The sequence below is a fragment of the Glycomyces niveus genome, assembly GCF_017592475.1.
Classification (GTDB): domain Bacteria; phylum Actinomycetota; class Actinomycetes; order Mycobacteriales; family Micromonosporaceae; genus Glycomyces; species Glycomyces niveus.
Window position 1 is genome coordinate 205518 of sequence record NZ_JAGFNP010000009.1, and the last position, 12839, is coordinate 218356.

The following is a 12839-nucleotide window of genomic DNA, read 5'->3' on the forward strand; positions in this document are numbered from 1 at the left end:
CAATTTCCTGAATTCTTTCTCCTGCAAGGAGTCTCAATGAGTCCAAGCACTGTCCACAGGCGGCGGTTGCGCCTCGGCGTGATCGCCGGCGCGGCGGTCACCGCCATGACGGCCGGCCTCTTCGGCGCGGTGAGCGCCCAGGCAGCCCAGGGCTGCGAGGTCGAATACGAGGTCACCGGCGAATGGCCGGGTGGCTTCATCGCCGCCGTCGAGGTCACCAACCTCGGCGAGCCGGTCGACGGCTGGAACCTCGAATGGACCTGGCCCGACGGCCAGCGCGTCACCAACATGTGGAACGCCAAGCACACCGGCTCGGGCGAGACCGCCAAGGCCGAGAGCCACGGCTACAACGCGAAGGTCGCCACCGGCGACACCGCCGCCTTCGGCTTCACCGGCTCCTGGTCCGGTGAGAACACCGACCCGACCGAGTTCCGCCTCAACGGCCGTCTCTGCGACGGCACCGTCGGCGAACCCACCGAGACGCCCACCGGCGGCCCGCAGGAGTGGGACAACGCCGTGGAGCAGGTCGCGGACATGGAGCCGAGCACGAACATCGGCAACACGCTCGACGCGCTGGGCGGCGAGACCGCCTGGGGCAACCCGATGATCACCGAGGAACTGCTCCAGACCTACAAGGCCGAGGGCTACAACTCCATCCGCCTGCCCGTCACCTGGGACGAGTTCACCGGCCCGGCCCCGGACTACACGATCGCGCCCGAGCGCATGGAGCGCGTCGCGCAGGTCGTGGACTGGGCTTTGGAGAACGACCTCCAGGTCATGATCAACCTCCACCACGACTCGTGGATGTGGCTCGACGAGCTGCCGAACGACCACGACAACGTCATGGCGAAGTTCGAGGCGATGTGGACGCAGATCGCCGAGCGCTTCAAGGACTACCCTGACGGGCTGTCCTTCGAGAGCAACAACGAACCCCAGTTCGTCGGCAAGGAAGGCGACGCGGGCGACCCGTACAACGAGGAGCTCAACCGCGCCTTCTACGACATCGTCCGCGCCTCGGGTGGGAACAACGCCGACCGTCTCCTGGTCCTGCCGACCCTGAACACCAACGCCGCGCAGGAGCGTCTCGACCCGCTCAAGGCCATGATCGACAGCCTGAACGACGACATGGTCGCCGCGACGATCCACTACTACGGGTTCTGGCCGTTCTCGGTGAACGTCGCCGGGTTCCCGACCTACAACGCCCAGGCCCAGGAAGACTTGGCGGGCTCCTTCAAGCGGACGCACGACACCTTCGTGGCGAACGGCATCCCGGTCATCGTGGGCGAGTGGGCGATCCTGAACTACGGCGTGACCGGTCCCGAGGTGGTCGAGTACGGGGAGATGCTGAAGTTCTTCGAGGACGTGCAGTTCCAGGCCCGTGAGTACCACTTCACGACGATGATCTGGGACGCGATCCAGTTCCTCAACCGCAACACCCTGGAGTGGCACGACCCGTACCTCCAGGACCGGATCTCCGCCAGCTGGACGACCCGCTCGGGTGCGACCTCGTTCGACCGGATCTACCTCGAGAAGGCCGGCACCATCGGCGATGTGTCGCAGACGCTGGACCTCAACGGCCTCGAGTTCGAGGGCGTGTGGGACGGGGAAACGCAGCTCGTCGAGGGCACCGACTACACGCTCTCGGGTGACACGCTGACCTTCAAGGCCGCGACGCTCACCCGCCTCGCGGGCGACCGGGCCTACGGCACCAACGCCACCATCGAGGCCCGCTTCTCCGCGGGCGTCCCGTGGCGCATCAACATCATCACCTTCGACCAGGCCGTCCTCTCTGATGCGACCGGGACGGGCTCGCTGGTCATCCCGACGCAGTGGAATGGCGACCACATCGAGCAGATGGAGGCCCACTACGCGGACGGCTCCAACGCCGGCCCTGCCGAGTGGACCGCGTTCCAGGAGTCGCAGGTGAGCTGGCTGCCGGACTACATCAACGGCTCGATCACCGTTCCGAACACTTTCGTCAACGCGATCAGGGACGGCGAACCCGTCACGATCACGTACCACCTCTGGGGCGGCGAGTCGGTCGACTACACGGTCGTCAAGAACGGCACGACCGTGACCGGAACGGCCTCTTAACGATCCCGAAAGGGACACCAGCGCGGCCGCCGGGCCGGAGCGCTCCGCTCCGGCCCGGCGGTCCCCGATCCCCCGATCCCCGTACTCCGAACCCTTCAAGGAATCCCACTCTCCTGACAGGAGTCTTGAGATGACACCAACCCCTGTGCGCCGCCGGCGGCTGCGGATCGGCGTGCTCGCCGCCGCCACCGTCGCCGCGCTCACCGCCGGACTGTTCACTGCCGTAGGGGCCCAAGCGGCCCAAGGCTGCGAGATCGACTACAAGGTCACCGGCCAGTGGTCCGGCGGCTTCAACGCCAATGTCGAGGTCACCAACCTCGGCGACCCCATCGACGGCTGGGCCCTCGAATGGGCGTGGCCCGACGGCCAGCGCGTCACGAAACTGTGGAGCGCGAAGGACGAGAGCAAGGCCGACGCGGCCAAGGTCGAGGGCCTGGGCCACAACGCGAAGCTCGCGACCGGCGGCTCGACCTCGTTCGGGTTCACCGGTTCCTGGACCGGCGCCAACACCGCCCCCGCCGAGTTCCGCCTCAACGGCCGCCTCTGCGACGGGACCGTCGGCGAGCCGTCCGAATGGGCCGACGCCGAAGAGCAGGTCGCGGCCATGCAGCCGGGCTGGAACATCGGCAACACCCTCGACGCCCTCGGCGGCGAGACCAACTGGGGCAACCCGATGATCACCGAGGAGCTCCTCCAGATCGTCAGAGCCGAAGGCTACAACTCGATCCGGCTCCCCGTGACCTGGGACGAGTTCACCGGCCCGGCCCCGGACTACACGATCGCCCCGGAGCGCATGGAGCGCGTGGCGCAGGTCGTGGACTGGGCGCTCGCGAACGACCTCCAGGTGATGCTGAACCTGCACCACGACTCGTGGATGTGGCTCGACGAGCTGCCGAACGACCACGACAACGTGATGGCGAAGTTCGAGTCGATGTGGGCGCAGATCGCCGAGCGGTTCAAGGACTACCCGGCCGGACTCTCCTTCGAGAGCAACAATGAACCGCAGTTCGTCGGCAAGGAAGGCGACGCTGGCGAACCCTACAACGAAGAGCTCAACCGCGCCTTCTACGACGTCGTCCGGGCCTCGGGCGGGAACAACGCCGACCGTCTCCTGGTCCTGCCGACGCTGAACACCAACGCCGAGCAGCCGCGCCTGGACCCGCTGAAGACCATGATCGAAGGCCTCGACGACGACATGGTCGCCGCGACGATCCACTACTACGGGTTCTGGCCGTTCACCGTGAACATCGCCGGTTTCACCACCTACAACGAGCAGGTCCAGCAGGACCTCGCCGGCTACTTCCAGCGGGCGCACGACACCCTGGTGGCGAACGGCATCCCCGTGATCGTCGGCGAGTGGGCGGTCTTCAACTACTCCCACTGGGCGCCCGAGCGGATCGAGCAGGGCGAGATGCTGAAGTTCTTCGAGGACCTGCAGTTCCAGGCCCGCGAGAACGAACTCACGACGATGCTGTGGGACGCCGGCCAGTTCCTCAACCGCGAGACCCTCGAGTGGCGCGATCCGTACGTCGCCGAGCACCTTCGGACGGAGGTCACGTCGCGTTCGGGGACCACCTCGTTCGACCGGATCTACCTCGAGAAGGCAGGCACCATCGGCGACGAGTCGCTGACGCTGAACCGCAACGGCCTCGAGTTCGACGGCCTGTGGCACGAGGACAAGAAGCTGAAGGAGGGCGCCGACTACACGGTCTCGGGCGACACGCTCACCTTCACCGCCGCCGCGCTCACGCGCCTCGCAGGCGACCGCGCGTACGGGGTCAACGCGATCGTCGAGGCCCGCTTCTCGGCCGGTACGCCGTGGCGGATCTACATCAAGACCAACGACCGGCCGGTGCTCTCGGACGCGACCGGGACGACGACCGCCGCCTTCGACATCCCGACCGAGTTCAAGGGCGACAACCTCGCCACCATGGAGGCCAAGTACGCCGACGGCACCAACGCCGGCCCCGCCTCCTGGACCCCGTACCAGGAGTTCGGGCACAGCTTCATCTACGACTACGAAGCGGGCACGATCATCCTCAACACGGCGTTCCTCGAAACCCTCAAAGAGGGCGAGCCCGCCACCCTGACCTTCCACTGGTGGGGCGGCGAGACCATCACCTACACGGTCACCAGGACCGGCACCATCGTGACCGGCACGGCCTCTTAGCCACCGTTCACCTTCCACCACAACGAGAACCGCCGGGCCGGAGCAAGCAGCTCCGGCCCGGCGGCCCTTGTACTCTTAGCGGCTACGCCGCGGTCAGTCCGGCGATCGCGTCGGCGAGACCCGCGGCCGCCGCGTCCACCTCCTCCTGCGAGGCGCTCTTGCCGTCCTTCGCGGCCTGGGCGGCGGCGCGCGCGGCGACCAGCGCCGCCCACGAATCCGCCGTCCAGTCGGCCTCGTGCAGCGCCGCCGCGTCGCCCAAGCGGACGTCGAGCGCGGACTTGTCGACGACCGCGACGATGAACTCGAGCTCGGCGACGTTGCAGTAGCCGTTGCCGCCGCTGATGCGCAGCGCCTCATAGCTGACGGGCTCGGCCAAGGCGACCGTGTTCCAGCCGCGCACCGGCGTCCCGGTGTTCGCGAACGCGGTCCAGGTCGCGCCGCTGTCGTTCGAGCCGTCGATGGACATGTTGGTCGCGCGGTTCACCGATGCGTCCTTCGGGAAGTACCTGACGCCGAGCACTTCGAACTCGGTCCCGTCGGTCGGTAGCACGGTGTTCGTGCACGACTTCGTGGTGGTGTCGGTCCAGGTGCCGGGGTCCCCGTCGAACATGCGCCAGCCGTTGTCGGCCGCGTTGAGCGTGCCGTCCCAGCTCGCGGTGCTCGCGGTGACCCAGCTCCGGTCGATCGCGGCCGGCGCCTCGGTCACCAAGGGGTCCAAGAGCTCCCACGCGTCGATGAGCCGCCGCGCGAGCGCGTCCTCATCGGCGCCCGGCTCCTCGCGGGCCTCCCGGACCGCCGCCACCTCCCGCGGGAAGAGGATCCGCGAACCGCGCGCGTACGCCTCCAGATCCACGGCGTCGGCCTGCTCCAGCACCGTGTCGAGGTCGCCGCTGATGTCGCCGAAGAGCCTGAACTCCGAGACCGAGACGGCATACCGGTTGCGCAGCCGCAGGTATCGGTACGGCGTCTCGTCGCCGGACTCCAAGTTCTGCCAGTCGTAGCCGCGGAACGCCGGTTCCGTCAGGGTCGTCCAGTGCTCGAGGTCGTTGGAGCCCTGGAAGACCATGGTGTCGATGAGGCCCGGGTACCTGGTGTCCTGGTTGATCAGGAAGTCGGCGCGGTCGAGCGAGAGCCCGCGGCCCTCCCCGAAGTCCCAGGTGATGTGGTACTCGCCGGTGGTCCCGCTCAGCGCGCCGATCGAGTTCACCTTGCCGTCGAGCATGAGCGCCGCTTGCGCCTCCCTTATGGCGTCGGGCGCGCCGTTGTCGTCCACGACCTCGGCGAACGTCGCCGGATCGACGATGTTCCGATCATCGGAGAAATACACGCGGCTGAAATCGGTCGTCCCGAGCACCGTCGGCGCGGCGTCGCCGCCGATGCTGTAGTCGATGCTGAACGGCACGTCGCCGACCGGCGTGTCCTCGCCGAGCTCGAGGCTCGCCTTCCACGACAGCCCGTCCTCGCTCACCGCCTCGACCTGGTGGCCACCGATCTCGACGGCCACATCGCCGATCGCCTCGTCACTCTTGAACGTGAGCTCGGCGGTGTCGCCGGCCGTCACCCGCTCCCGCATCGCGCCAGGCGAAGTGAAGGACACCTCGTCGATCGCGCCGGGCAGCTCGGTGCGCTCGCCCATGATGTGGAACTCGTCGACGATCCAGATGCCCGGGTAGGCCGGGTCGTTCGGCAGCGCGGGCTCGTCGACCTGCAGCTTGAGGAACCGGTACTGCTCCCCGCGGTGCTCCTCGACGACCGGGATGTGCTCCCAGCTGTTGACCTCGGCCGTGGGCCGCTCCGACAACAGGTCCCACTCGATCCCGTCGTTCGACCCGTACACGTTGGTCCCGGCCGAGCGCATCGCGAACGCGAACGGGCCCTGGAACGCGAACTCCTCGGCCGCGACCCGGAACCGCGTCCCGAAGTCGAGCACGAACGAGGTGTGCAGGATGTTCCCGGTGTGGCCGGGACGCACGATGTAGTCCACCTGAGCGGCGGTGACATCATGCGGCGTGACCATGCCGCCGGAGATGTCCAGCCCGCCGTCCTCCAAACGCGGGTTCAGCAGGCGCATCCCCTCGACCGTGTCCCGCAATGCTTCCAGCGCGGTCAGGAACTCCTCATCGGTGCCCGATTCGGAGGCCTCCTTGGCGTCCTGCAGCGCCGCATCGAAGTTCGCGGCGCTGGCGGTCTCGTACACGGCGTCGGGGTCGTAGAGGTCGGCGAGCATCGTGTCGATCGTCTTGGGCCGGTTGGCCGCGACGACGAACTCGAACGTGCGGCTCGCGACCGTCTGGCCGTCGTCGGCGAAGATCCGCACCTCGTGGCGGCCCCGGTCGGCGTCGCCGGGGGTCCAGGTGAAGTCGCCTGTCGCGGTGTCGAACGACGCGCCTTCGGGCAGGCCCTCGGCCGAGTAGGTCACGCCCCCGCCGGTGTCGACCGCCTTGACGTCGAGCGTCCGCTCCATGTTCGCGGCCATGTAGGTGGTGCCGTCGGCCTGCGGGAACTGCGGTGGCGTGAGGTCCTTCGCGCCGGTGGTCATCACACTGTCCATGTCCACAGTGGTGCCTTCGGCGCCGGTGAGCCGGAAGTAGTTGATCGGGTTGCCGGACATCGGGTAGGCGAAGTACCGCCATTCTCCGCTGGTGTCGGGGAGGTCCTGCGTCGCAAGGATGCTCTTGGGCGCCTCATTCGGGTTGAGCCCGGAGGGCTCGGGGTTGCGGAGCACTTCCAGGTGCGCCGGGCCGTCACTGCGGTACTTGAGGCCGAACACGGCTCCCTGCGCGAACTCCACGCGGGACATGGCGGTCGTCGTGCCTTCTTCGGTGACGCTCGCGCGCGCAAACGTTTGACCGCCTTCAGTGACGAGCTCGGTCCGGTCGTCGAGCATGAGCCCGGCCTTGTCGAACCGCCAGGCGGGGTCCTCGCGCGGCGCAGGCGGCTCGGTGCCGGCCAGCTCCTCGGGGAACGCGACCCAGTACTCGGGGTTCTTGTCGCCCGGGCCCCAGAAGTTCGCGGTCGTCGAGGCGCCGCGGGTGAAGATCGGGCCGTCCATGCGGGCGGCCAGGCGGGCCAGCCACGGCGCTTCGGCCTCCACGTCGACACCGCGTTCGATCTTGTACTCGTAGTACAGCTCCGCGACCGAGATCGTGTTGAAGATGCGGCCCCGGTAGGACTGCGAGACCGTGCCGAACCAGTCCTCGCCGCGCTCGTCGACCCACGGCATCCAGCCGCCCTGCATGTACTTGTAGAACTGCTCGGCGCCCTGGAGGAGCCGCTGGTCGAGGAAGTCGTAGGCGGAGACGGCGTCCTCGGCGGTCGAGACGGTGCCGTCGACCGGGTCGACCTTGGTGCCCTGCAGTTCCAGCATCCGTGCGAGCCCGGCGAAGTTGTCGATGTTGCACTCGCCATGGGCCTGGTCGCGGCCCATCTCGCGGACCTGCACGAAGTCGTACCCGTACGGGTTGATCGGGTTCTCCGCCTCGATGAGCGGCATCTGCTCGGCCATCGAGCCGTTGTCGTACGCGTCGTCGCCCTCATTGACGGTGTACCACTCGACGCCCTTGGCGTAGCCCGCGGTGTCGTCAGAGTAGATCGCGGTCGCGATCCGTCCGAACAGGCCGAAGTTGTGCTGGTTCATCCAGTGGTGGTTGGAGGCCAGGAACTCCTCCAGGACGGGGTTGGCGAAGTTGCCGAGCAGTCGCTCGTCGTCCTCGGCGCTCCACACCACGTTGTAGCCGTCGTGCTGGCCGGGAGTGTCGTCGTCCGCCGGTTCGGTGGCGCGGATGATCTCGGCGGCCATGAGGAACTGGTAGAGCGGGTGTCCGGTGTGGATGTGCGCGTCGGGGAAGTACGTGTAGCCGTTCGGGTCCATGTCGGCCCAGGTGCGCAGGGCCTGGATCGCGTTTTTGCGGTAGACCTCGTTCCCGGTGGTGACCCACATGAGGGACTGGGTGAGCGCGCCGAAGGAGTCGTTGGTCTCCCGGCCGCGCATCCCGGCGTTGTCGAAGATCTTGGTCCGGGCCTTGTCGGGTTCGGCCGCCGACACGGAGTTCGACGCCCGCCAGGTGGTGGACGCGAAGCCCGTCTTGGTCATCGCGTCGAAGTACGACGCCCACGGCTCCTGGCCGGAGCGCACCATCTCCTGCGTCGTGCGCAGGTCGTCGGCGGAGAGGCCGATGCCGGGATGGACGAACCCGGCGTCGCTCACCGTCTCGTTGACGGTGACCACATGGTCGGTGATGAGCCCGGAGGGCTCGGCGGCCGGAGCGGGGGAGGCCGCCGCCACCATGCCGGCCGCGAGCGCCAGCACGGCGGCCGCGGCGGTCGGCCAGGGCCGTCCTCGGGGTCTGGTCTGCTTCATCGCAGGGTTCCTTCCGTAGTCCGGCGCGCGCCGGGGGACAGGGGTCGAGGCGCGCCAAGAAAGCGGGATATCGTTATCCTTTGATCGATGCTAACGGCGTCCAGAACTGGAATCAAGACTCCGATATCGTTTTCCTGAAAACGCGTGCCTTTCCCGAACGCGACCCTTCCCTCCGACGATCCGAACTGGAGCGAGCACATGACCGCGACCGCACCCCCGCCCGCCGGAACGGCCATCGAATGGACCCGTCCCGGCCTGCACCTGCGCTTCGACACCGGCGCGGACGAGCGGCCCGTCCATCTCGTCCACTGGGCCACCGGCCCCGGCGCCCCGTCGGTCGCCGCGCCTTCGCCGATCGTGGACCTCAGCGCCGCCGGCGAGCACCGCGCCCGCCACAACCAGAGCCTCCTGCTCTGGGGGGCCGGGCTCCGGCTGCGCTACACCGGCCACGAAGCGGACGGCGACGAACTCCGCGTCCACCAGCGCGACCCCGAACTCGGCCTCGAAGTGACCAGCGTCTTCCGCGCCGCCGGACCGGGGCTCCAGATCCGCCAGACCGTCCGCAACGGAGCGGAGGACGAACTCGTGCTCCTGGCCGTGAGCTCGGCGCTCATCGCCGTCCCCGAAGGCGCGCACGACCTCCTCTGGGGCGAGAGCGAATGGCTCGCCGAAGGGCGCTGGCACCAGCGCCCGCTCACCGACCTGCTGCCGAACGTCAACCCGGAGTTCCACCACCGCCGCAACCGGGGGAACGTGGCGAGGACCAGCCACGGGTCGTTCTCGAGCGGCGAGTTCCTGCCCACCGGCGTGCTCCTGACCGAGGGCGGGCCGTCGCTGGCGTGGCAGGTCGAGGCCAGCGCGGGCTGGCACTGGGAGGCGAGCCAGCACGAGGGCACCGTCACCGTCGGAGTCTACGGCCCGACCGACCTGTATCACCAGTTCACGCAGCGCCTCGCGCCCGGCGAGGCGTTCACGACGGTGCCCGCCGGGTGCTGCGTCGCCGACGGCGGGCGCGACGCCGCCTTCGCGGCCCTGTCCGACTACCGGCGCGCGATCCGCGAGGTCCGCCCGGTCGACGCCCGGCTTCCCTTGGTCTACAACGACTTCATGAACACCCTCATGGCCGGGCCCTCCACGGAGAAGGAGCTCCCGCTCATCGAGGCGGCCGCCGAGGCGGGCGCGGAGTACTACTGCGTGGACGCCGGCTGGTACGGCACCGGCAACTGGTGGACCGACGCCGGCGACTGGCACGAAGCGCCCGGGCACTTCACCGGCGGGCTCGTCGCCGTCTTCGACGCGATCCGCGCCAAGGGGATGCGCCCCGGCATCTGGCTCGAACCGGAAGCGGTGGGCGCCAACGCGAAAGCCGCCCGAGAGCTGCCTGAGGAGGCGTTCTTCCAGCGGCACGGCCGCCGCGTCTTCGAGACCGGGCACTACCAGCTCGACTTCCGTCACCCGGCCGCGCGCGCCCACCTGGACGAGGCCGTCGACCGGCTGGTGGAGGAGTTCGGGATCGCGTTCTTCAAGCTCGACTACAACGTGAACGCCGGGGTCGGCACCGATGTGGACTGCGACGGTCCGGGCGCCGGGCTCCTGGGGCACACGCGGGCGTTCCGGGACTGGCTGAGCGACGCCCAGCGGCGGCACCCCGGGGTCCTGTTCGAGAACTGCGGCTCCGGCGCGATGCGCATGGACTACCACCTGCTCTCGGTGGCGCACCTGCAGTCCACGAGCGACCAGCAGGACTTCCGCCGCTACGCGCCGATCGCGGCGGCCGCTCCCGCGAGCGTCCTCCCCGAGCAGGCCGGGAACTGGGCGTATCCGGACGCGTCGATGAGTATCGAGGAGACGGCGTTCGCGATGACCGCCGGGGTGATGGGCCGGCTCTACCTCTCGGGGTTCCTGGGCGGGCTCGGCCCGGAGCGGTTCGCGCTGGTGCGCGAAGCCGTTGCGCTCCACAAGGACTGGCGCGAGCGGATCGCCCGGTCGCACCCGGTGTGGCCGCTCGGCCTGCCCGGCTGGGACGACGACGTGATCGCGCTGCAGCTCGAGGCGGGCACTGAGTCGCTGCTGGCGGTGTGGTCTCGCGGCGCGGCGGCGGAGGTCGCTCTGCCGGGGCTGCGCGGTCGGCATGTGCGGCAGGCCTACCCGGTCGACCTGCCCGTCTGGGCGATCCGCGCCGACGGCGACGTGCCGGTGCTGCGCGTCCCGGAGGGCCCGGCCGCGCGGATCTTCACCGTGCAGTGAGCGCTAACGGGAACGCGGCACCGCGAGGTGCGGGGGAGTAGCAGGACGGCGAGCCGGTCGGTGCCCTTGAACAGGGCGCCGACCGACTCCTCAGTATCGATGAATGGAAATATTGAGCTGTCGTGTTGACTCGGTCACGCCGTGAGCGCTAACATTTCCTCGCATCTCGACCCCTACCGAGAAGCCAGGTGCCCATGCAGACTCTTGTCCGGACCGAGCCGCGCCCTGAGCAGGTGGCTCCGCGGCGACCGCGCTGGCGGCGGCGCACTACCGTCGAGGCCTACGCGCTGCTCGCGCCCAGCATCGCCGGATTCGCGGTCTTCCTGCTCGCTCCGATCGTCATCGTCGCGGTCCTCAGCCTCTACGACTGGAACCTGCTCTCCGACCCCGAGTTCATCGGGCTCGAGAACTACCGGGAGCTGGCCGCGGACGAGCGGGCGCTCCAGTCGATCGGGAACACGTTCTACTACGTCCTCCTCAACATCCCCGTCCAGACCGTGCTCGCGCTCTTGCTCGCGCTGGCGCTCAACGCGAAGATCAAGGCCCGCAACACCTTCCGCGTCCTCTACGTGCTGCCGTGGATGGCGATGCCGGTGGCACTCGGCGTCATCTGGCGGTGGGTGTTCGACCCCGCGTACGGCGCGCTCAACCGCTTCCTCGCCCTGTTCGGGATCGACGGCGCGGCCTGGCTGACCGACTCGGCCTGGGCCATGCCGGTCATCGCCTCGGTCAACGTGTGGCAGTACACCGGCTACACCATGCTGTTCTTCCTCGCCGGGCTGCAGGCGATCCCCGCGCAGCTCTACGAGGCGGCCGATGTGGACGGCGCCTCGCCGGTGCACCGGTTCTTCACGATCACGCTGCCGCTGCTGCGCCCGGCGATGATGTTCGTGCTCATCACCAGCGTCATCGGCTCGTTCCAGGTCTTCGACACCATCCACGTCATGACCGCGGGCGGCCCCGCCGGATCCACCGCGACCCTGAACTACCAGATCTACCTGGAGTCCTTCACCCAGCGCAATGCCGGGTACGCGTCGATGCTCGCCGTGATCCTGTTCGCCGTCATCGCGCTCATCACCCTCGCCCAGGCGGCCTTCTTCCGCAAGCGCACCGTCTACGACTTCAGTTAGGGGCCGAACCGATGAAGAAGATCCCGCTCTACCTCGTGCTCGTCGCGGGCGCGCTCGTCTCGGTCGCCCCCTACCTGCTGACCATGAACGCCGCGTTCAAGTCCAAGCAGGAGATCCTGACCTCCGAGCCGTGGGCGCCCCCGACGGACCCGATCCTCACCAACTTCGCCGAAGTGTGGAGCCGCTACGACTTCGCCACCTTCGTGGTCAATTCCGTGATCGTCGCCGTGGCGGTGACCCTCGGCCAGCTCGTGTTCTCCACCCTCGCCGCCTACGCCTTCGCGCGCCTCGACTTCCCCGGCCGCGACCAGCTGTTCTGGGCCTACATCGCGACGCTCATGGTGCCGCAGATCGTGACCCTCGTGCCCACCTTCATCATCGTGCGCGAACTCGGCCTGGTCGACACGCACCTCGGCCTCGTCCTGCCGTTCGTGTTCGGGTTCCTCATGCCCTACGGCGTGTTCCTGGTGCGCCAGTACTTCAAGACCATCCCCGAGTCGATCGAGCACGCCGCCCGTATCGACGGGGCCGGGACGCTCACGATCCTGTGGCGAGTCATGGTCCCCATGGCCCGCCCGATCCTCGGCACGCTCGCCGTCATCAGCTTCGTGAACACCTGGAACAACCTCCTGTGGCCGCTCATCATCACCCACTCGGAGTCCACCCGGGTCATCACGCGCGGCATCGCGCAGATGCAGTCCCAGTTCAACCAGGAGTACCACCTCGTCCTGGCCGCCTCCGCGATGGCGCTGCTCCCGCTGGTCGCCGTCTTCCTGGCCTTCCAGCGGCACATCGTCCGCTCCATCGCCCTCAGCGGCATGAAGTGACACCGGCTCCG

Annotated in this window: 6 protein-coding genes; 5 read left to right on the top strand and 1 reads right to left on the bottom strand. The window is 68.5% G+C overall.

The window, feature by feature from the left end:
* Positions 1-36: 36 nt before the first annotated feature.
* Positions 37-2094 (top strand): cellulase family glycosylhydrolase, encoded by a 2058-nt coding sequence (locus J5V16_RS16715; protein ID WP_208497606.1) that lies wholly within the window; start codon positions 37-39, stop codon positions 2092-2094.
* A 130-nt stretch (positions 2095-2224) separates the two neighbouring features.
* Positions 2225-4264 carry a cellulase family glycosylhydrolase gene (locus J5V16_RS16720; RefSeq protein WP_208497608.1) on the top strand — a complete coding sequence of 680 codons (2040 nt, stop codon included), beginning with the start codon at positions 2225-2227 and terminating at the stop codon, positions 4262-4264.
* An 82-nt stretch (positions 4265-4346) separates the two neighbouring features.
* Here the strand turns inward: J5V16_RS16720 and J5V16_RS16725 are convergent, their stop codons facing one another.
* Positions 4347-8624 (bottom strand): Ig domain-containing protein, encoded by a 4278-nt coding sequence (locus J5V16_RS16725; protein ID WP_208497609.1) that lies wholly within the window; start codon positions 8622-8624, stop codon positions 4347-4349.
* 198 nt (positions 8625-8822) lie between these two features.
* Between J5V16_RS16725 and J5V16_RS16730 the strand changes: the two genes are divergently transcribed.
* The 3 genes from J5V16_RS16730 to J5V16_RS16740 all read left to right on the top strand — a co-directional run bounded on the left by J5V16_RS16730 (position 8823) and on the right by J5V16_RS16740 (position 12828).
* The gene (locus J5V16_RS16730; RefSeq protein ID WP_208497611.1) at positions 8823-10871 is read left to right on the top strand and encodes a glycoside hydrolase family 36 protein; all 2049 of its coding nucleotides are present in this window, start codon (positions 8823-8825) and stop codon (positions 10869-10871) included.
* Positions 10872-11065: 194 nt separating this feature from the next.
* Entirely contained in the window at positions 11066-12001 is a 936-nt protein-coding gene (locus J5V16_RS16735) for a carbohydrate ABC transporter permease (RefSeq protein ID WP_208497613.1), read from the top strand.
* Positions 12002-12012: 11 nt separating this feature from the next.
* Positions 12013-12828: a carbohydrate ABC transporter permease gene (locus J5V16_RS16740; RefSeq protein ID WP_208497616.1), complete on the top strand. Its 816-nt coding sequence runs from the start codon at positions 12013-12015 to the stop codon at positions 12826-12828.
* Positions 12829-12839 lie beyond the last annotated feature (11 nt).

Bases quoted from the DNA above. Each gene is read 5' to 3' on its own strand.
- J5V16_RS16725 (WP_208497609.1), bottom strand. From the start codon at position 8,624: ATGAAGCAGACCAGACCCCGAGGACGGCCCTGGCCGACCGCCGCGGCC.
- J5V16_RS16720 (WP_208497608.1), top strand. From the start codon at position 2,225: ATGACACCAACCCCTGTGCGCCGCCGGCGGCTGCGGATCGGCGTGCTC.
- J5V16_RS16735 (WP_208497613.1), top strand. From the start codon at position 11,066: ATGCAGACTCTTGTCCGGACCGAGCCGCGCCCTGAGCAGGTGGCTCCG.
- J5V16_RS16740 (WP_208497616.1), top strand. From the start codon at position 12,013: ATGAAGAAGATCCCGCTCTACCTCGTGCTCGTCGCGGGCGCGCTCGTC.
- J5V16_RS16715 (WP_208497606.1), top strand. From the start codon at position 37: ATGAGTCCAAGCACTGTCCACAGGCGGCGGTTGCGCCTCGGCGTGATC.
- J5V16_RS16730 (WP_208497611.1), top strand. From the start codon at position 8,823: ATGACCGCGACCGCACCCCCGCCCGCCGGAACGGCCATCGAATGGACC.